Source organism: Pseudomonas sp. NPDC090208 (assembly GCF_044746785.1).
In the GTDB taxonomy this organism is placed as follows: domain Bacteria; phylum Pseudomonadota; class Gammaproteobacteria; order Pseudomonadales; family Pseudomonadaceae; genus Aquipseudomonas.
This window is the reverse complement of record NZ_JBIVCU010000015.1, coordinates 1-20,453: the sequence shown is the minus strand read 5'-3', so window position 1 is coordinate 20,453 and position 20,453 is coordinate 1. Positions and strand designations below refer to the sequence as shown.

The window sequence follows — 20,453 nt, the reverse complement described above, 5'->3', positions numbered from 1 at the left end:
CTACAATCTTCGTCCCGGTGCCCGGCGCTCATCGACCGACGTCGGGCAGCCACTCCGGCAAACACGCTATCCGGATGTTCGATCAGCCGACGGGGATCGGGTTTTCCACCAGCGACTGGTTGAACCCGTGAACCAGCGCGTGCTCCCCTGATCCGGGGTTGTCGCGGAACGTACGAATGGCCTCCACGATAACCTCGGGCGCGTCTGTCGCCAGGCCTCGCATCGTTTCTTCGATAAACGCATCGAGCGGCATGGCGCGCGGGTCGTCGCCCTTGTGAACCAGGTCGGTGTTCACCCACGGCGGCGCAATCTCTTGCACGGTCACCGAGGTGCCCAACAGGGTAAAACGCTGGGAAAGCGAGTAAGAGTGCAGCGCGGCCTTGGTGGCCGAATAGACCGCGTTGCCGGCCAGCGGAACAAACGCCAGCACCGACGTGTTGTTGATGATCACGGCGCGCGGGCGGGACTTCAGGTGTTCGATCAGGGCGGCGGTCAAACGCACCGGCCCCATGAAATTGGTGGTCAGCGTAGCGAGCATCGTCGCATCGTCGATGTGCCCTGCCGCGTCGTCGAACGGCATGATGCCGGCGTTGTTCACCAGCACGTTCAGTGCCGGGTAGCGAGATATCAGCGTCTGTGCGACGTCTGCGATGCTGGCGGGGTCGTTGATGTCCAGTTCGACAGCGTCCATGCCCGGATTGGCGGCAGTCACTTCATCGAGCAGCGCCTTGCGGCGGCCGGCGATAATGACTTTATTGCCCAGTTTGTGAAAAGCCTCGGCCAGGCCGCGGCCAATACCGGAAGCCCCGCCCGTAATAAAAATAGTGTTATCGGTCAGTTGCATGACGATCATTCCTGATTTGAAAAATCAAATGAAGTACACCCTGCGCGCCCACCAGACCAGCCGGTCGCTTTTGTCAGCGATGCCTATTAAAACTTTCATGTTTCCGACGAGCGAGCCCACTGTATCGGGCTCACTGAATACCGGGTGAAACGAACTTTGTAGCAGCGCGCCACGTCGGTCAATTCATACCTAAGGTTAGGTATTGAACAATGTCCTGTAAAATGACCGGGTCGAGAGGAATCATTTAAAGCGAAACAAGGCGATACTCCACCGCAGTATTCGGCAAACTAACAAACCCGGTTTATCGCTCGGTACTGCGTGGCATCATTTATCCGTATCGTCTTCTCTGGCATCGCGTCTGAGGGACTGCGGAGACACCCCCAGCTTGCGGACAAACACCTCGCGCAGGTGGCGTCGATCGCGGAATCCCGTTTCCCGGGCGATGATTTCCAGCGAATGGTGGCCGCGCTGAATCATGTTCCGGGCAGTCTCCAGCCGCAGCTGCTCCACTGCCTTGGCCGGCGACAATCCGGTTTCGGACAGAAAGACCCGCCTGAATTGCCGCTCACTGAGATGCACCACTTTCGCCAGGGCATCGGCGCTCAGGTCGCCGGAAAGATTGGCCCGGGCGTGGTCGAGCGCGGCCTGCACCCGATCGGATCTGGGCGCGATATTGAGCATTTCCGAATGCTGGGACTGCCCGCCGGAGCGGCGGTGATACATCACCAGCACCCGCGCCACATGGTTTGCCACTTCATGCCCCAGATCCTTCTCGACCATGCCGAGCACCAGGTCCATCGCGGCCGAGAGCCCCGCCGAGGTCCAGATAGAGCCGTCGTTGATGAAGATGCTGTCCGGTTCCACACGGGTTTTCGGGAAGCGTTTTTTCAGAACCCCGGCATAAGCCCAGTGCGTGGTGACGCGCTTGCCCTCAAGCAGACCGGCCTCGGCGAGCACGAAAGCGCCGGTACACATGCCGCCGACACGCTGGGAGCGGCCAGCGGCGGCCTTGATGAAGTCCAGCTCCTCGGCGGTGCTGTCACGGGCCAGCGGATCAACGATCCCGGACACCATCCAGGTGTCGGCCTGCGCTTCGGAGGTGGCTTTGACGGTGTTGACAGACGCCCCGATGGAGGACGTGACCACGCCGCCGCTCAACGAGTAATTGGTGACCTGATAGACCTGCTCCTTGGCCACCACATTGGCAAATTCGAACACTGACTGGGTTCCCAGGGCCATCACCTGAAACCCTTCCGTCAGGAAGTAACCGATTCTATGCATTTTCATTCCGTCCGGCGTCATGTCCGAAAACATGACCCTAAATGTCGTTTCAATTCCAGTCAACGCGATGCACGATGAGCCTACGGCATGAAAACAGACACAGGCGACACGACGAATGGAGCAACAGGTCATCGGGGGATGATCGAAGTTGCATCCTACGCGCAACTAAAGAACCGAGCCACCTTATTCAAGCATTTTATTCACTGTTACGGATTTCCACCGTGTAGCGATAGATCGTGGGCCAACTAAATACACACTGACACTTAATCGTCACTGAGCATTCCGCACGAGAGTCCTATTCACCCTGCCCGCCTGATCGTTGTAATAACAGTCTAAAGATCACACGGACTTCATCTTCGTTCCGTGTTGATCTGACCGGTCGTTTAATTGTTAATAATAAAGAGCACACCGCCATGACTGAACACTCTTCAAGTTTCCACGCCACCACCCGCTATCTGGAGATCGGCGGCAGGACGCTGGCCTATCGCACCTTCGGCCACGGCACGCCGTTGGTACTGTGCGTGAGATTTCGCGGAACCATGGATTCCTGGGACCCGGTGTTTCTCGACAGCCTGGTAGAGCAAGGTTTTCAGGTCACGGTATTCGACTACAGCGGCCTGGGGCGCTCGACCGGCGAACGCACTTACAACCCGGCATCGCTGGCGAAGGACACCCTTGAACTGATCTCAGCGCTGAAGCTGGGCAAAGTGGTGCTTGCAGGCTGGTCCATCGGTGGCGTGGCCGCGCAAATTGTCCTCGCCCAGGCGCCGCAACTGGTGAGCCATCTGGTACTGATCGCAACGACGCCTCCCGGCACGCTGGTCAAAGCGGGCGAGCAACTGTTCTACGACCTGGCCCGCCGCGACAACGATTTCGACGACTTCGTCAGCCTGTTCTTCGAGCCCGCCTCACCGTCCAGTCGTGCCGCCGCCGAGCGTTCATGGAGCCGACTGGCGACGCAGCGGGATGACGCTAGCCCCGAGGTGCCTGCTGAATGGGCCGGCGCACAGCTGGGTGAAGGGCCGAAGAACCCGGTTTTCCCGGTCGACGCCGTGCTGCATGTGCTGAAGAACACCGAAACGCCCGTGCTGCATCTGGGCGCCGACCACGACATCGTGTTCCCGGTAGAGAACTGGTACGCCCTCAGCGATCAGTTTCCGACGCTGCACATCGTCACGTTCCCGAGTGCCGGCCATGGCCCGCAACTGCAATACCCACGCACGGCCGCCAAACATATCGCCGCGTTTGTCGAGGCGGTCCACGACTGACCCTCATCGGCCGGACCGCACCGCCGCTCCGCACCGTACCGCACTGCGAAGCCTCGTGCTTCAAGCAAGCGCCACACGGCGCCCGCGCACATTCCATAACCCTGCTGATCAAGGTGATTTCATGACAACCCGTACAACTTACCGCGCCGTGGCCGCCACTGCCCCCGGCCAACTGGAACTGGTCGAGCGCCCGATCCCTGAACCGGGCCACGGCCAGGTGCGCATTCAGGTCGAAGCCTGCGGCGTCTGTCACTCCGACAGCGCGACCGTGGAAAACCTGATCGGCGTGACCTTTCCCCGCGTGCCGGGGCATGAGGTGGTCGGGCGTATCGACGCCATCGGCGCCGGCGTTCAAGGTTGGAGCATCGGGCAACGGGTGGGCGTCGGCTTTCTCGGCGGCGAAGACGGCACCTGCCCTTCGTGCCGTCAGGGTGACCCGGTCACCTGCCATAACCCGGTGATTACCGGCGTCACACTGGACGGCGGTTATGCCGAAATCATGCTCGCCGAAGCACGCGGACTGGTCCGTGTACCGGATGATCTCGACGCCGCACAAGCTGCGCCCCTGCTCTGCGCCGGCCTGACCACCTTCAACGCCCTGCGCAATTCCGGCGCCCAGGCCGGTGACGTGGTGGCGATTCACGGGCTTGGCGGGCTGGGTCACCTGGCGGTGCAGTTCGCCCGCAAGATGGGCTTCCACACCGTGGCGATCGCCCGAGGTGCGCAAAAGGCCGAACTGGCGCTGTCTCTGGGGGCTCATCGCTACATCGACGCCACCGAGGAAAACGTCGCCGAAGTCTTGGGTTCGATGGGCGGCGCCAAGGTCGTACTCGGTACGGCGCCAACGGCGCAAGGCATGGCGCAGACGGTTCCGGGGCTGTCGGCCCGGGGTCAATTGGTGGTCGTTGCCGTTCCCGGTGAGCCGCTGTCGATCAATGCCACCGACCTGATCTTCGGTGCCCGCTCGGTCAGCGGCGCCCTCACCGGCACCGTGGCAGATAACGAGCAGACCCTGGCCTTCGCCAGCCTTCAGCAGATCCACACGCTGGTCGAGACCTTCCCGCTGGAACAGGCGCGCGAAGCCTACGACCGCATGATGCGTGCCGACGTCCGGCTGCGTGCCGTGCTGGTCATGGAACCGCAGCGAGCCTGATCTGGCTTTCCCTGATCTGCGACGACTCGCCCGGCGCCTCCTCCGAGCGGGCGAGTCGTCGGCATTTATGACACCCGCATGACCCTGTCTGGAGAGATACCCATGCCACGCTTTACCTCCATTCCTGCCGAGCAGGCCACCGGCGCCACCGCCGAAATCTATACCGCCATCAAGAAAAACCTGGGCAAGGTGCCCAACGCCTATGCCACGCTCGCCAGCCTGTCCCCAGCGGCATTGCAGGTGATGCTCGCGGCCGACAAGGCCCTGTCCGGCGGCCCGCTGAGCAAGCCCGATCAGGAAACCGTCAAGCTGGTGATCAGTGAACTGGCCGGCTGCGACTACTGCGTCGCCGCCCACAGCATGGTCGGCAAACTGGTCGGCCTGACGCCGGACGCCATGCACCGCCTGCGCGAAGGCCAGGCGACCGGTGACAGCAAGCGTGATGCGCTGGTGGCGTTCGTACGCTATCTGGCGCTCAACCCCGGCACCCTCCCGGCCGAACAGGTACAGGCGCTTCAGGAAGCCGGCTACAGCGGCGAAGACATCGTGCATATCGGTCTGGCAATTTCGGTGATCACCTTCACCAACGTGTTCAACCGCATCAACGACACCCTTGTCGATTTTCCAAGGCCTGACTGAATGCACACCGAGGGCGGCCAAATGACTCAGCCCATCACGCTCGCCGAAGCCGAGGTGTTTGAGCGTTTTCACGACGCCGTGTTCGTCCGTGACATGGAAGGCAACATCTGTTTCTGGAACTCTGCCGCGGCCGCCCTTTACGGGTGGCCTTCGCATACCGCGCTGGGGGCTCATGCCCGTACGCTGCTTAAATGCCGGCATGAACACGACGAACATGGCAAGGCAGATACCCGCCTGCTGAACGAAGGCTACTGGGAAGGCGAACTGTCGCGCCTGACCGGGTCCGGCTCGCGGCGTCTGGTCAACGCACGCTGGTCGCTGCGCCGGGACGCCACGGGCACACCCGTCGGCATCCTGGAAACCGGCTACGACATCTCCCAGGCGAAAGAAACCGAACAGCATCTGAAGGCCAGCGAGTACCGCTACCGCAACCTGTTTCAAGCCATGGCGGCGTCCTTCTGGGAGCTGGACTTCACTGCGGTCGGGATGAAAATCCGTGCCCTGCTCGATGCCGGGGTGCGCGACCTTGAAGCGCATTTTCTGGCCAACCCTGAGGTCGTGCGCGATTTCATGCGCAGCACCCGGGTGGTGGACCTGAACGATCACAGCATCCGCCTGTTCGGTCGCGGCGACCGCACGGAAATGCTCGGGAACATCGACCGCTACTGGCCTGACGAGAGCATTCAGGTGTACGCCCGCTGCGTGGTCAAATCGCTGTCGGGAAAACCCAACAACATTGAAGTCACGCGCTTGCGAACCCTCGAAGGCAAAGAGTTCGAGTGCTTGTTCACCGCGTGCTTTTCCCGGGAGAACATTGCGCGCGGGGTGATTCTGATCGGCATCATCGACCTTTCGGAACTGGCCGCAGCGCGTCACGCCCTGGAGATCATGCAGACCGAACTGGCCCATGTGGCGCGCATTTCGATCCTCGGTGAACTCAGTGCGTCGATCACCCACGAAATCAACCAGCCGCTGACCTCGATTTCCACCTACGCCCAGGCCGCGCTGCGCTGGCTGCAACGGCCCGAACCCGATCTGCGGGAAGTGCAAACCGCCCTGCTGCAGATCGTCGACGAGGCGCAGCGTACCGACGACGTCATCACCCGCATTCGCGGCATGGCGCTGCGGCGGCCGGCCGAAGAGTCCGATGTGGCAATCAACGAGGTGATTCAGGATTCACTGCAGTTCACCGGCCACGAATTGCGCAAGCATGCGGTGCGTCTGACGACCGACCTGGCGGCCTCGTTGCCGCCGGTCCGCGCCGACCGGGTCCTGATGCAACAGGTGATCGTCAATCTGCTGATGAACGCTGCACAGGCGATGGCACTGGCCGACTCACCGCTGCGGGAACTGATCGTGCGCAGCGAACACCTGCCCACGGGGGACATCGGGGTACAAGTGCTAGACAGTGGCCCGGGGATTGCGCCGGGGCTGGAGGGGAAGCTGTTCGACAGTTTCTTTACCACCAAGGCCACGGGAATGGGCATGGGGCTGCCGATATGCCGCTCCATCGTCGAGGCGGCGGGCGGGACGATTCAATTGGCGAACAGGGACGGTGGTCAATCGGGAGCGAGGGTCATGCTGACATTGCCTGCGTTGTGACAGCCGGACGGCCTTCACGGATCGAGCCCTTCATTGCCTGGCAATGAAGGGCTCGGCGCATCAACCCTTGATGAACGCCAGGAGGTCTTCGTTGATAACCTCCGGATGGGTGGTGCACATGCCGTGAGGGTAACCTTTGTAGACTTTCAGCGTGCCGTGCTTCAACAGCTTGATCGACAGCTCGGCCGAGTCTGCAATCGGCACGATCTGGTCGTCATCGCCGTGCAGGACCAGCACCGGCACGGTGATTTTCTTCAAGTCTTCGGTGAAGTCGGTTTCCGAGAAGGCCTTGATGCAGTCGTAATGCGCCTTGGCGCCGCCCATCATGCCCTGGCGCCACCAGTTGTCCTTGATGCCTTCGGACACCTTCGCGCCTTCGCGGTTGTAGCCATAGAACGGCACGGGCACGTCCTTGTAGAACTGCGCGCGGTTCGCCGCAAGCGCCGAACGGAAGCCATCGAACACTTCAAGCGCCAGACCGCCGGGGTTTTTCTCGGACTTGAGCATGATCGGCGGCACGGCACCGATCAGCACCGCCTTGGCCACCCGGCCGGCACCGTGTTGCGCGACATAACGGGCCACCTCGCCGCCGCCGGTGGAGTGGCCGATGTGCACGGCATCCTTCAGCTTCAGATGGCTCACCAGTGCCGCCACGTCGGCAGCGTAGGTGTCCATGTCGTTGCCGGTCGCGGTCTGTGTCGAACGTCCATGCCCCCGACGGTCATGGGCGATCACCCGGTAGCCCTTGGACACAAAAAACAGCATCTGCGCATCCCAGTCATCGGAACTGAGCGGCCAGCCATGGTGAAACACGATCGGCTGCCCTGTACCCCAATCCTTGTAGAAAATTTCCGTACCGTCGCTGGTGGTGAAACGTGTCATGTCGTTGCGTCCTTCTTTGGGAGACGCCGCCGTCGCGGCTTGAGCACTGGATGCGCCCATGACCATTGCCGAAAGTGAGCCCGCAGCCAGCGCAGTCGCACTGACCTTGAGCACCTGGCGGCGCGAACTGGATGGAATATCAGGAGTGTCGGACACAATCGTTACCTCTTTTTTGGGGGTAGTGAACGAAAGTCAGTCGGGGGCTCGGCGCCACAGGTGCCCAGCGCACCGCGGTGAATACTAGTCGCTGTCTGGCGAGGCCTCGCAAATACGGAGGGAAAGCAGCGCGTGACTGCCGATCAAGCGCTCGAAGACCGGTTGAAAGACGCCTTCGACACCGGCCTGCATCGCATCGAGAGAGCTCCAGGCACAACGAATGACCCAGTACCCCAGCCGACGCTCTTCCGCGTCCAGCCGGCAATACACACAACCGGCGGAGGCTTTCAGTCGTTCGACGGAGTCCTGCATGAGCGGCCCGCAAGTCGAAAAGAAAGGGTCGCGTGTCCGGATCAGAACGACTTTTTCCGCAGCGTGAATATTCATTGCAATCCCCGGTGGAAGGCCCGTTTCGAGTCTGGAGCAGGCCAGGTTGAGCAGCCTGAAGAGGTAGTGGGGCGTGGCGACATCATCGTGCGCGCGGGCGTGGCGCACCATAGTCGATTCGCATAGCCAACCCACACTTTGGTATGGGTTCACACGGGCTCAATTCCGGCCTTCGTCGTCCCTGCGCCAAGGCAGGAGGATTTCAAAGCGTGCGCCGCCCTCCGGTGACCGGCTGACAGTCAGTGTCCCGCCCTGACACTCAATCGCTCTTCGGCTGATCGCCAACCCCAGACCGAAACCTCCGGTATCGCGGTCACGACTGCGGTCCATGCGGTAGAACGGCTCGAAGATGAGTTCCCGTTCCTGCTCAGGAATGCCGATACCGTCGTCATCGATGCGGATCGCGAGCCCGTTGTCGACGTGCCGGTCGACGTGGATGTCGATGCGCGACTCGCAATAACGCACCGCGTTGGCGATCAGGTTCTCCAGGGCTCTGGCCGTCAAGCGCGGGTCCAGCACCCAGCGTTGCGGGGCGTTGTCGGTGTACAGGTGCAGACGAAATCCCTGACGCTCCTGCTGTTCAACAAAACCGCCGAGCACGCTGTCCAGATAAGCCGGCACCGCGACGTCCTGCGGTTCGATGCGCTGATACGGCGATTGCAGCCGGGTGTAGGACAGCAACTCGTCGATCAGCGTATCCAGTTCCCGCACATGGCCGACCATCTGCTCGACGCGCTGGCGGGTCGCTGTCGGCAATTCGTCCGCCGACACCAGCGCCAGACCGAACTCCAGTCGCGACAGCGGTGTGCGCAGCTCGTGGGACACCGCGTTGAGCAGTTCCTGTTTCTGGTTGAGCAGGCCTTCGATGTCCTGGGCCATGGTGTCGAACACCTGAGCCAGCTCGCCGATGTTCGAGCGCGGCGAAATCTGCGTGCGCACACCCAGATGCCCCTGCCCCAGGCGGATAGCGGTGCGCTTGAGGCGCTGCAGATCGTTCCAGTGCGGCCGCACCCAGAACAGCAGGCACGCCAGCAGGGCTGCGCCGATCAGAATGTTCATCAGCCAGTACATGATGTAGATATCCAGCGGTGGGTCCGGCGCGACCAGCTCCACTGCCTGATCCTGATCGAGCGGCGCCAGCACGGTGCCGAGGGTGCCGTAGTACCCCAGCCGCACGGCATTGCGCCCGTCACGCAGCATTTCGCGCTCCCGGTCGTTCAGGCTGGCATCCGCCAGCGGGACGACGCGCAATTCCAGCGGCGCGAAAGCGCGCTTGAGTTCGGCCTCAAGGCCGGGCCACTCGGCGACGGGCCGTTGTTGGAAGCGCTGCTGAATGAGCAGCATCGTGCCCTTGGCCTGCTCCATGTTGTAGGTCACGTTGCGGGTATCGAACAGCTTGAGCACCACCTCGGGAATGGCATACAGCGCCACGCTGTAGGTCACCAGCAGAATCAGGTACAGCCGGGTAAGCATCTTGAACATGGAGGCAGATATTCCTGATCGATGTAAACGCAGGTGACGGCGCCGTCACTCATCCCACTCGGCGCGACTGAGCAGATACCCCTTGCCCCACACGGTCTTGATCCGCCGCGGCTCGCCGGGGTGGTCTTCGAATTTGCGCCGCAATTTCGACACCGCCACATCCACTGAGCGGTCGACGCCGTTGAACTCGATGCCGCGCAACTCCTGAATCAGTTGGTCACGACTCAACACCTGGCCGACGTGCCGGGCCAGTACCAGCAGCAGATTGTATTCGCCGGACGACAATTCCACCGGCTGGCCGCGCCACAGCACCTGGCGCTCGTCGAGTTCGACGACCAGTTGCCCGATGACAATGGACGCTGCGTCCTGCCGTGGCTCATACAGACTGCTGCGCCGTAACAGGGTGCGAATACGCGCCAACAGCAGGCGCGGCTCGCAGGGCTTAGCCACGTAATCGTCGGCACCGGTCTCCAGCCCCAGAATCTGGTCGTCGCTGTTGCCACGGGCGGTAAGCATGATGATCGGCAGGCCCGGCCGGTCGTCGCGCAGTTGCCTGCACACGTGCAAACCGTCGAGGCCCGGCAGCATCAGATCGAGAATCACCAGATCCGGCTGCAGACGCTGTACGCCGTCGCGGGCCTGATCGCCACGGCCGATCACGCTGACGCGGTATTCGAAGCGCTGCAGATAGCTGGCGATCAGCTCTGCCAGCGCGGCGTCGTCTTCGACGAGGAGAATGTGAGTCATGGGGTCAGGTCGGGCCGTAAAACCTGCAGCATACCCAAGGCCTGCGGGCTTCGCGCGAGGGCTTAACACTTCTTCACAACTTCGCAACACTTGTTTACATGCCTGCGGGAGCGGCTCTCTAGCATGGGTGGGTCATCAGAGGATCGCCCCATGTCATCACGTTTTTCCCTCAACCCACGTCGCTTGCTGCTGTGTGCCGGACTCGCCGCGCTCACGGCGTGCGGCGCACCTTCCGCGCCGCCGCAGACACTCTCGCCGCGAGTCAGCGTGGAGACCGTCAGGCCGCAACCGCTGACCCTGACCACCGAACTCAATGGCCGGCTGGTGTCACCGCGCACTGCCGAAGTTCGCGCCCGCGTGGCCGGCATCGTGCTGCAACGGGTTTACCGCGAAGGCAGTGACGTGAAACAGGGCGATGTGCTGTTCCGTATCGATCCGGCGCCGTTTCGGGCCGACGTCGACAGCGCCGAAGCGGCGTTGCGCAAGGCCGACGCCAACCTCTACCAGACCCGGCTCCAGGCCGGGCGCTACGCCGAGTTGGTCAAGATCCAGGCTGTCAGCCGTCAGGACGCCGAAAATGCCCAGGCCGCCCATCTGCAAGCCGAGGCCGACGTGGCGGCCGCCCGCGCCGCGCTCAAACGCGCGCGGCTGAATCTGGATTACGCCACCGTCACCGCGCCGATTGCCGGGCGTATCGGCAAGGCGTTGGTGACCGAAGGCGCACTGGTCGGCCAAGGCGACACCACAGCCTTGGCGATCATCCAGCAACTGGAGCCGATCTACGCCGATGTCAGCCAGTCGACCCGGCAGATCAGCGATCTGCGCCGCGCCTTGCAGCAGGGCCAGTTGCAACAGATCGGCCAGCGTCAGATCAGCGCCACGTTGCTGCAGGAAGACGGCACGCCCTACCCACTCAAGGGCGAATTGCTGTTCTCCGATCTCACGGTCGATCAGAGCACCGGCCAGATCACTCTGCGTAGTCAGTTCCCCAACCCGCAGCACGAATTGCTGCCAGGCAGTTTCATCCGCGTGCAACTGGATCAGGCGCGCAATGCGCAAGGCATCACCATTCCGCAGAAAGCCGTGCAGCGCGATGCCGCCGGCAAGGCCAACGTGATGATCGTCGACGCCGACGGCAATGTGGCCGAACGCAGTGTCGAACTGGGTGGCGTGGTGCATGACCGCTGGATCGTCGACAGCGGCCTGAACGCAGGCGACCGCGTGCTGGTGGCGGGTGTACAGCATGTGCAACCGGGCATGCAGGTCCAGGCCGAAGAAGTCACGGCCCAAGTGGCGACCACACAGGAGTCGCACTGATGGCGCAGTTTTTCATCGGCCGTCCGGTGCTCGCCTGGGTGATCGCCCTGTTCATCGTGCTCGCCGGGCTGCTGGCGATCCCGCAGTTGCCGGTGGCGCAATACCCCAGCGTCGCGCCGCCACAGATCGAACTGACCGCCACCTACCCCGGCGCCTCTGCCCAGACCATCGATGAAAGCGTGGTCAGCCTGATCGAGCAGGAGCTCAACGGCGTCAACCATCTGCTGTATTTCAGTTCCAGCAGCAGCCAGGGCACCGCCACGCTGACCATCACTTTCCAGCCGGGTACCAACCCGGAACTGGCCAAGGTCGACGTGCAGAACCGCCTGAAAGTGGTCGAGCCGCGTCTGCCTCGCGCCGTGACCCAGCAAGGGCTGCAGATCGAGGAAACTTCCGCCGGCTTTCTGATGATCGCCGCGCTCAGCTCCACCGATGGCCGCCTGGACAGCACTGCCCTGAGCGACTATCTGGCGCGTAACGTGGTCAACGAGCTCAAGCGTCTGGACGGCGTGGGCAAGGCCCAGCTGTTTGGCTCCGAGCGGGCCATGCGCATTTGGATCGATCCGCAGAAGCTGGTGGCGTTCAACCTGACACCGACCGACGTGACCCAAGCGATCACCGAGCAGAATGCCCAGGTGGCAGCAGGCAGCATTGGCGATCTGCCAAGCTCCTCCACCCAGGAATTGACCGCCACGGTGATGGTCAAGGGCCAGTTGAGCACCCCGCAGGAATTCGCGGCCATCGTGCTCAAGGCCAATCCCAACGGCTCGAAGGTGACGGTAGGCGACGTGGCGCGGGTCGAAGTCGGCAGCCAGAGCTACAACTTCGCGACCCGCCTGAACGGCAATGCCGCCGTGGCGGTCGGCATTCAACTGGCGCCGGCCGCCAACGCCATGAGCACCGCGACGGCAGTCCGTGACAAGCTGCAAGAGCTGTCGCGGTACTTCCCGGCGGGGGTGAAATACGACATCCCCTACGACACCTCGCCGTTCGTGAAAATCTCCATCACCAAGGTCATTCACACCCTGATCGAAGCCATGGTCCTGGTGTTTGTCGTGATGTTCCTGTTCCTGCAGAACATCCGCTACACGCTGATCCCGGCGCTGGTGGTGCCGGTGGCGCTGCTGGGCACCTTTGCCGTGATGCTGCCGATGGGTTTCTCGATCAATGTGCTGACGCTGTTCGGCATGGTGCTGGCCATCGGCATTCTGGTGGACGATGCCATCGTGGTGGTGGAAAACGTCGAACGGCTGATGGCCGAAGAGGGCCTGTCGCCGCAAGATGCGACCCGCAAGGCCATGAAGGAAATCAGCAGCGCGATCATCGGCATCACCCTGGTGCTGACCGCCGTGTTCATCCCCATGGCGTTCATGCCCGGTTCGGTGGGCGTGATCTATCAGCAGTTCTCGATCTCCATGGCGGTGGCCATCGTGTTCTCGGCGTTTCTGGCCCTGAGCCTGACACCGGCACTGTGTGCCACCTTGCTCAAGCCGATTGGCTCAGGTGCGCATCACCAGAAAAAAGGCTTCTTCGGCGCATTCAACCGCCGCTTCGAACAGCTCAGCAACGGTTACGAAGGCTGGGTGCGTAAAGCGGTGCGACAGGTGGGCCGCTACATGGCGGTGTTCCTGCTGCTGGTCGGCCTGATGGGCTGGCTGTTCGTGCGCCTGCCCTCCTCGTTTCTGCCCGTCGAGGATCAGGGCTACACCATCACCGATATCCAGCTGGCACCCGGCGCCAGCCAGAATCGCACCGTCGACATCGCCCGCCAGATCGAAGCGCACAACGCGAGCGAGCCCGGCGTTGCCAACACCGTGACCATTCTGGGCTTCAGTTTCTCCGGCAGCGGCCAGAACGCAGCGCTGGCCTTCACCACCCTGAAAGACTGGTCCGAGCGTGGCGTGGCCGACGGTGCCCAGGCCATTGCTGACCGCGCCAGCATGGCATTTGCCGACTTGCAGGACGCCATGGCGTTCAGCCTGTTGCCGCCGCCCGTGGAAGGCCTCGGTACTTCGGGCGGCTTCGAGGTGCGTCTGCAGGATCGCGCAGGTCAAGGCTATGACGCGCTGCGTCAGGCCCGTGACCAGTTGCTCGGCAAGGCCGCGCAAAGCCCGCTGCTGCAGAACGTGCGGGAGGCATCGCTGGCCGAAACACCGCAGATCAACATCGAGATCGACCGCCAGCAGGCCAGCGCCATGGGCATTTCGTTCGCCGATGTCAGCAATCTGCTGTCCAGCGCACTGGGCTCGGCCTACGTCAATGACTTCCCCAATCAGGGGCGCATGCAGCAGGTCATCGTGCAAAGCGAAGGTGACCGCCGCCAGCAGGTCGACGATCTGCTGCGGCTGGAGGTGAAAAACAGTCAGGGCCGCATGGTGCCGGTGTCGGCGTTCGCCAAGGCCGTGTGGTCCCGTGGTCCGGCGCAGCTCAACCGCTACAACGGCTATCCGGCGGTGAGCCTTTCCGGTGAGCCTGCACCGGGATACAGCACCGGTCAGGCCATGGACGATATGCAGCGCCTGGCGGCCAACCTGCCGAAGGGCTTCGGGTTGGAGTGGACCGGCCTGTCGTTGCAGGAACGGATTTCCGGCGGCCAGGCACCGCTGCTGCTGGGGCTGTCGATGCTGGTGGTGTTCCTGTGCCTGGCGGCGCTTTACGAAAGCTGGGCGATTCCGGCGGCGGTGCTGCTGGTGGTGCCGCTGGGGATCATCGGCGCGGTGCTGGCGGTGACCCTGCGCGGCATGCCCAACGACGTGTTTTTCAAGGTCGGCCTGATCACCATCATCGGCCTGTCGGCGAAGAACGCGATCCTGATCATCGAGTTCGCCAAGGCACTACACGATCAGGGCATGAGCCGGATCGACGCCAGTATCCGGGCAGCGCGCCTGCGGCTGCGGCCCATCGTGATGACCTCGCTGGCGTTCATTCTCGGCGTGGTGCCACTGGCCATCGCCACCGGCGCCAGTTCTGCCAGCCAGCAAGCCATTGGCACCGGGGTGATCGGCGGCATGCTCACGGCGACCCTCGCGGTGATGTTCGTCCCGGTGTTTTTCGTGTTGGTCATGGGCGCGGTGGCGCGCTTCAAGCGTTCGCCAGTGCCTGAAATTCAGGCTCAGGAATGAGTCGTACCCGTTGCAAATAGACGGGTTACTCACGGGCGCCAAGCTGTCGGCGCCCGCTCCTGATCACGGCCACAACAAGCTGCAAAAACCTGCCCCGTGGCCGCCGGGCCTCACCCCGATTCATCCCTTTCTGGAATAGCCCCTATCCCGCCTGCTGGCTATTTGGCGAGGCCGTGAGCCTCTAGATTCCTCTCAACGCAACACGCCAGCCGGAGCCAACCGGCCAAACCCAGTGTTCCAGAGGCCCAAAATGACCCAGTTATTCAAATCCGTAAAAGTCGGCGCGTATGAACTTGACCACGGTGTCGTGCTCGCCCCCATGACCCGCCTGCGCACCCTGCAGCCAGGCGACATTCCCAGCCCGATGATGGCCGACTTCTACGGTCAGCGTGCCTCGCAAGGCGGCCTGGTGGTGATCGAAGCCGCCAGCGTTTCCGCTCAGGCCCGCTCTTATCTGGGTGCCGCGAGCATCTACCACGACGGTCAGGACGCCGGCTGGAAAGCTATTGCCGACGCCGTTCACGCCAAGGGCGGACGTGCCTTCCTGCAACTCATCCACGGCGGGCGTCAGAGCCATGAAGATGTTGCCGACGGCGCTCAACCCATCGCCCCGTCCGTAGTGCCGTTCGAAGGTGTCGCACTGACAAAAGACGGCTTCGTCCCGGCCTCCCCTCATCGCGCCGTCGGCATCGACGAGATTCCAGGCCTGATCGAGGATTTCCGTCAGGCCGCTGTACGGGCCAAAAAGGCGGGCTTCGACGGCGTCGAACTGCATGGCGCAAACGGTTATCTGGTTGACCAGTTCATTCAGGACGGCACCAACCGCCGCACCGATGAATACGGCGGCCCGGTGGAAAACCGTGTGCGTTTCCTGCGCGAAGCGCTGGAAGCTCTGATCTCGGTTTTCGGTGCCGACCGTGTGGGTGTGCGGATTTCTCCGTCGGGCGAATGGGGCGGCGTGACCGACAGCGATACCCAGGCCACCTTCACCCACGTGGCGAAAGTGCTGGACAGCTACAAGATCGCCTATCTGCACGTGATCGAACCACGGGTGAAAGGTGACGACACCTTGCACGCGGGGCAAGGCGTGGTGGTGACGTCCTGGCTGCGTCCGCACTTCTCCGGTCCGATCATTGCCGCCGGCGGTTTCGACCGGCAAGGCGCTATCGCCATTGTCGAGCGCGGCGATGCCGACCTGGTCGCGTTCGGTCGTCACTTCTCCTCCAACCCGGATCTGCCCTACCGCCTGGCACACAACCTGCCCCTGACGCCGTACGTGCGTGCGGCTTTCTGGGGTGGCGACGAGACCCACTATTCGGACTTTCCAACCTACGCCGAGCGTGAGGCTGCCACCGAAGCCGTCTGACCGGATGCCGCGCCTCGTACAGACGAGGCGCGGCTCTCGCCTGACACCCACTGCAAACTGCGCCACCTTGGACACATCGCCATGAGCCGGATCTTTCCAGAGTGCAGCGACACCTCAGAACACGCCGCAGAGATCGCCACGGCAGCAGCGGTGGCGGTACTGCCCAAGGCCCTGCGGGCAGGGGATCGCGCGCCCGGCTTCAAACTGCCGGACCTGCAAGGCAAGGTCATCTCGCTTGAAACAGCACTGCAAACCGGGCCAGTCGTCCTGAATTTTCTGCGGGGTGCCTGGTGTGGCTTTGGCGAGTCCAGCCTGGCGCAGCTTGCCAACTCGTACGAAAGGATTCTCGACGCCGGTGCGACGGCTTTTGCAGTGGCGCCACCCAGTCAGGCGCCTGCCGTGCGTTTGCCGCTGCCCATTCCGGAGTTGATAGACGCGCAAATGAAGGTCGCCCGCGCATTCGGTCTGGCGTTCGAGCTCCCCGAAGCACTGAGATCGCGCTATATCGCGCTCGGATACACGCCACCGAAATCCCGCAAACCCGACAGCTTCCTGGCCCCGATCCAGGCGACCTACCTGATCGATCAGCACGGTGTGATTGTGCTTGCGCATGTCGATGCCGATTATCGCCGCCCTCTGGACAACGAGGCGTTGCTCGGCGCACTACGAGGCATGCGAAGCCGGACGCGGAGCCGCGAACAGGCGGTAAAAGCGAAAAGCTACTGGCGGCTCAAGTAACTCAAACTAGAGTTGTACCGGCTAACGCTCAGGCACGGGTTCATGTGCAACAGTGCCTGCCCGTCTCATCTTCATTGATACATGCTCTGCCCATCGCCGCCGTCCGACGTCTCGAACGCTGCGTCGCGCCCTGGAGAACTTTGATGGATCGCCTCGCTGCGATGGAAATCTTCATTCGAGTGGTCGATACAGGGTCGTTCTCGGCGGCCGCCAGACACTTCAACGTCGGCCAGCCGGCCGTCTCCAAATCGGTCGCGCAGCTGGAAGAATGGCTCGGGGTCAAACTGCTGCTTCGCTCCACACGTTCGCTGACACCCACACAGGCGGGCCAGAGCTTTTACCTGCGAGCAAAGCGCGCGGTGGAAGAGACCGACGAAGCGGTCCTTGCCGCTCGCGGCAGCGCTGCCGGCCTTACCGGAAAGCTGCGGGTGTCGGCGGCGGTGTGCTTCGCCAGGCTGCACATCGTGCCCCGCTTGCCAGAGTTTCTGGACAAGCATCCCGAACTTGATCTTGAGCTGATTCTGGACGACCGCAATATCGATCTGGTGGCTGAAGGCATTGATCTGGCGTTGCGAATGGGCGAGCTGCCGGACTCCAGCATGACTGCCCGGCGCATAGGCGAGGCAAGACGTCGGGTATTGGCAACGCCGAGATACCTCGCCCGCTACGGCACGCCGACAACCCCTTCGGATCTGCTGTCCCACCGCGCGGTGATTTACTCCCGTGATCTGGGAGGTGGAGAACACTGGACCTTCAAAAAAGAGACGGTCGAACAGTCGGTAAAACTGGAGGGCCGGGTAACTATCTCAGCCACGGAGGGGCTGCGCGCCGCAGTTTTTTCCAGCCTCGGCATCGCGGTCGCATCAGAGTGGGCGTTTTCCCCGGAACTCCGCTCGGGAACAGTCGTGTCGGTCATGGACGATTGGTATCTGCCCACCATCGCGCTCTCGGCGCTTTACCCGACGGGGCGAATGGCGAGCAGCAAGGCACGCCACTTCGCCACTTTTGTCGAGGAATGCCTGGCGCCCGAGTTCGCCCCTGAGCTGCTCGGGGCGCAGCGTCGGTCGTAGGAGAACATCGGCATGAACCGCCACTAAATCGAAGCCTGTGGACGGGTTACGCCGATAACAGTCCGCTGCCGTTCAATCCAGCGCCTGCGCCTGCGCCATCGCGTCCGTTCTGCGTGCATCACCTTCTGCTGCGGCTCTGGAACGCCAGGCAAATACCAACACCATCAGCAGCCCCAACGCCGCCATCAGCGCACCGGCCAGTGAAATCGCCGGGTATCCCAGCCCGGCATCGATCACGGCCCCGCCGAGTGCGGCGCCGATGGCATTACCGAAATTGAACGCGCCGATGTTTACTGCAGACGCCAGATTCGGTGCGTCCTTGGCGGCTTCCATCACACGCATCTGCAATGGCGGCACCAGGGCAAAACTCGCAGTCCCCCATACCAGAATGGCTACAGCAGCCGGGAGCGGCCAACGCATCAGCACCGAGAACGCCAGCAGTACCGCAATCAACACAACCAGCGACACGATGAGTGTGCGATCGACGGAACGGTCCGCCGCCTTGCCGCCCCATACGTTGCCCAACGTCAGGCCTACGCCGAACAGCACCAGCATGGTAGTGACGAACGTCGTCGAAGCGTGGGTTTCGTTCTGCAGGATCGGCGCGATGTAGGTGAAAACAGTGAACATCGCCCCCGAGCCCACGACGGTCAGAGCCAGCACAGCGAGCACGGGACCACGGGCCAACACGCGGATTTCCGCCAGCACGCCGTCACTCTTCGGCAGCGGTACATTGGGTAGTGCATACCAGAGCACCGCCATCGCCACAAAACCGAGACCGGCGATACCCCAGAATGCACTGCGCCAGCCCAGCACTTCGCCAAACCAGGTGGCCAGCGGTACGCCGCCGATGGTCGCCACCGTGAGGCCCATGAACATCGCGGCCACGGCGCCGGCGCGCTTCTCGGGCGGCACCACGCTGGCTGCCACGATAGAACCAATACCGAAGAACGCGCCGTGGTTGAGCGACGTCACTACGCGCGCGATGAGCAGGCTCTGATAATCGGTGGCAAGCGCTGACATCAGGTTGCCCAGCGCGAAAATCGCCATCAAGCCGATCAACAGGTAACGCCGTGGAATTCTGCCCGTGGCCAGGGTCATCAACGGGGCGCCGATCAGTACGCCCAGCGCATAGGCGCTGACCAACAGGCCGGCAGCGGGAATCGAAACACCGAGGTCAGCGGCGATGCCGGGCAACATGCCCATGGGGGCGAACTCGGTGACACCGATGCCAAAGGCACCGATCGAGAGCGCTACAAGGGGTGGATTGATACGCATGAAAGACTCCTTATCTGTGCCGCAAATGCTACGATCGTTACTTTCACGGCGGTAGACCGCTTTAAGTTCAATCACCTTTGCTTCGGAGTCACAAATGGATTTCACCGGCCGGTCCGGAGAAATGGAGGTATTCGCCAGAGTGGCGCATGAGGGCAGCCTGTCGGCTGCAGCCCGGGCGCTGGGCCTGACACCTTCGGCGGTGAGCCGGATCATCGCCCGCACCGAGCAGCGCATCGGCACTCGTCTGCTGCTGCGCACCACGCGAGCGATCACTCTCACCTCAGAGGGCGAGGCCTATTTGCGCGGCGCACGGCGCATCCTGGCTGACATGGCTGAAGTCGAAGAGGCGATCACGGATCAGGGCGTGCCGCGTGGCCGCCTGAGGGTCAGCGCAGCCGTTGCCCATGGTCGACTGACCATCGTGCCGTTGGTGGCCGCGTTCAGCGCTCGCTATCCGCAAGTGCTGGTCGACCTCACACTGGGTGATGAAGTGGTCGACGTGCTCGGTGGCCAGGCCGATGTGGCGTTGCGCTTCGGCCACCTGCAGGACAGCCCTTTGAACGCTCGCTGCATTGGCGAAACCGGCCAAGTGATCGTGGCGTCACCTGAATACCTGGAGCGTTACGGCACGCCACAGACACCAGAAGACCTTGTCCGGCACAACTGCCTGCGCTTCAACTTCCGCCGGGCCGCGCCCGACTGGCTGTTTTGCCGTGACGGCCAGGATTTTTCATTGAAAGTCACCGGCACGCTCGAATGCAGCAGCGGTGAAGCGCTGGCGCAACTGGCCCAACTGGGTGCAGGCATCGCCCGTATCGGCGCGTTCACGGTGGCCGACGACATCGAACGCGGCCATCTGGTACCGCTGTTAGAGGCTTACAATCCGGGAGACAGGGAGCCGATTCACGCCCTGTTCGTGGGTGGCCCTGCAATGCCGGCCCGTGTGAGGGTATTCGTGGACTTCTTGCTGGAACATCACCGTCTGTGAACGCCAGAGAAAGAGCGTTCTGGCCTTTTTCGACGCAGAAAAGACAAAACCCCGTCTGCTTACGCAAACGGGGTTCTGCAATTTAATCTTGACGATGACCTACTCTCACATGGGGAAACCCCACACTACCATC

At 62.6% G+C, this 20,453-nt stretch carries 17 protein-coding genes; 10 read left to right on the top strand and 7 right to left on the bottom strand.

The annotated features are described in order from the left end of the window. Positions 1 to 82 precede the first annotated feature (82 nt). Together ACIPL0_RS22735 and ACIPL0_RS22730 are read right to left on the bottom strand one after the other, a co-directional pair. A complete protein-coding gene (locus ACIPL0_RS22735) occupies positions 83 to 844 on the bottom strand; it encodes an SDR family oxidoreductase (protein WP_400599749.1) in 762 nt (253 codons plus the stop codon). 324 nt (positions 845 to 1,168) lie between these two features. Further along, entirely contained in the window at positions 1,169 to 2,125 is a 957-nt protein-coding gene (locus ACIPL0_RS22730) for a GlxA family transcriptional regulator (protein ID WP_400599768.1), read from the bottom strand. Positions 2,126 to 2,538: 413 nt separating this feature from the next. Here ACIPL0_RS22730 and ACIPL0_RS22725 point away from each other — a divergent pair, with 413 nt between their 5' ends. The 4 genes from ACIPL0_RS22725 to ACIPL0_RS22710 all read left to right on the top strand — a co-directional run bounded on the left by ACIPL0_RS22725 (position 2,539) and on the right by ACIPL0_RS22710 (position 6,787). Next, positions 2,539 to 3,393, top strand: a complete 855-nt coding sequence (locus ACIPL0_RS22725; RefSeq protein WP_400599750.1) for an alpha/beta fold hydrolase — start codon at positions 2,539 to 2,541, stop codon at positions 3,391 to 3,393. Positions 3,394 to 3,514: 121 nt separating this feature from the next. After that, complete coding sequence (locus tag ACIPL0_RS22720; protein WP_400599751.1) at positions 3,515 to 4,546, top strand: alcohol dehydrogenase; 1,032 nt, start codon at positions 3,515 to 3,517, stop codon at positions 4,544 to 4,546. 102 nt (positions 4,547 to 4,648) lie between these two features. Next, complete coding sequence (locus ACIPL0_RS22715; RefSeq protein WP_400599752.1) at positions 4,649 to 5,185, top strand: carboxymuconolactone decarboxylase family protein; 537 nt, start codon at positions 4,649 to 4,651, stop codon at positions 5,183 to 5,185. A 21-nt stretch (positions 5,186 to 5,206) separates the two neighbouring features. Then, positions 5,207 to 6,787: an ATP-binding protein gene (locus ACIPL0_RS22710; RefSeq protein WP_400599753.1), complete on the top strand. Its 1,581-nt coding sequence runs from the start codon at positions 5,207 to 5,209 to the stop codon at positions 6,785 to 6,787. Between the two features lie 60 nt (positions 6,788 to 6,847). On the opposite strand, the gene ACIPL0_RS22705 is transcribed toward ACIPL0_RS22710, so the two are convergent. The 4 genes from ACIPL0_RS22705 to ACIPL0_RS22690 form a co-directional block, all read right to left on the bottom strand. Continuing rightward, complete coding sequence (locus ACIPL0_RS22705) at positions 6,848 to 7,669, bottom strand: alpha/beta fold hydrolase (protein ID WP_400599769.1); 822 nt, start codon at positions 7,667 to 7,669, stop codon at positions 6,848 to 6,850. Between the two features lie 240 nt (positions 7,670 to 7,909). Beyond that, on the bottom strand, positions 7,910 to 8,212 hold the full coding sequence (locus ACIPL0_RS22700; protein WP_400599754.1) for a hypothetical protein: 303 nt from the start codon (positions 8,210 to 8,212) through the stop codon (positions 7,910 to 7,912). A gap of 159 nt (positions 8,213 to 8,371) precedes the next feature. Then, positions 8,372 to 9,694 carry an ATP-binding protein gene (locus ACIPL0_RS22695; RefSeq protein WP_400599755.1) on the bottom strand — a complete coding sequence of 441 codons (1,323 nt, stop codon included), beginning with the start codon at positions 9,692 to 9,694 and terminating at the stop codon, positions 8,372 to 8,374. A gap of 45 nt (positions 9,695 to 9,739) precedes the next feature. Next, entirely contained in the window at positions 9,740 to 10,441 is a 702-nt protein-coding gene (locus ACIPL0_RS22690) for a response regulator (protein ID WP_400599756.1), read from the bottom strand. 150 nt (positions 10,442 to 10,591) lie between these two features. On the opposite strand from ACIPL0_RS22690, the gene ACIPL0_RS22685 reads away from it, so the two are divergent. The 5 genes from ACIPL0_RS22685 (at position 10,592) to ACIPL0_RS22665 (ending at position 18,054) form a co-directional block, all read left to right on the top strand. Continuing rightward, positions 10,592 to 11,758 (top strand): efflux RND transporter periplasmic adaptor subunit, encoded by a 1,167-nt coding sequence (locus tag ACIPL0_RS22685; protein ID WP_400731608.1) that lies wholly within the window; start codon positions 10,592 to 10,594, stop codon positions 11,756 to 11,758. Beyond that, on the top strand, positions 11,758 to 14,880 hold the full coding sequence (locus tag ACIPL0_RS22680; RefSeq protein ID WP_400599757.1) for a multidrug efflux RND transporter permease subunit: 3,123 nt from the start codon (positions 11,758 to 11,760) through the stop codon (positions 14,878 to 14,880). Before ACIPL0_RS22685 ends, ACIPL0_RS22680 begins: the two co-directional genes overlap by 1 nt. Positions 14,881 to 15,130: 250 nt before the next feature. Further along, positions 15,131 to 16,246 carry an alkene reductase gene (locus ACIPL0_RS22675; RefSeq protein WP_400731607.1) on the top strand — a complete coding sequence of 372 codons (1,116 nt, stop codon included), beginning with the start codon at positions 15,131 to 15,133 and terminating at the stop codon, positions 16,244 to 16,246. A gap of 81 nt (positions 16,247 to 16,327) precedes the next feature. Beyond that, complete coding sequence (locus tag ACIPL0_RS22670; RefSeq protein WP_400599759.1) at positions 16,328 to 16,984, top strand: peroxiredoxin-like family protein; 657 nt, start codon at positions 16,328 to 16,330, stop codon at positions 16,982 to 16,984. Between the two features lie 143 nt (positions 16,985 to 17,127). Then, on the top strand, positions 17,128 to 18,054 hold the full coding sequence (locus ACIPL0_RS22665) for a LysR family transcriptional regulator (protein WP_400599760.1): 927 nt from the start codon (positions 17,128 to 17,130) through the stop codon (positions 18,052 to 18,054). A gap of 72 nt (positions 18,055 to 18,126) precedes the next feature. Here the strand turns inward: ACIPL0_RS22665 and ACIPL0_RS22660 are convergent, their stop codons facing one another. Continuing rightward, positions 18,127 to 19,332: an MFS transporter gene (locus ACIPL0_RS22660; RefSeq protein WP_400599761.1), complete on the bottom strand. Its 1,206-nt coding sequence runs from the start codon at positions 19,330 to 19,332 to the stop codon at positions 18,127 to 18,129. A 94-nt stretch (positions 19,333 to 19,426) separates the two neighbouring features. On the opposite strand from ACIPL0_RS22660, the gene ACIPL0_RS22655 reads away from it, so the two are divergent. Next, the gene (locus ACIPL0_RS22655) at positions 19,427 to 20,320 is read left to right on the top strand and encodes a LysR family transcriptional regulator (RefSeq protein WP_400599762.1); all 894 of its coding nucleotides are present in this window, start codon (positions 19,427 to 19,429) and stop codon (positions 20,318 to 20,320) included. Positions 20,321 to 20,453 lie beyond the last annotated feature (133 nt).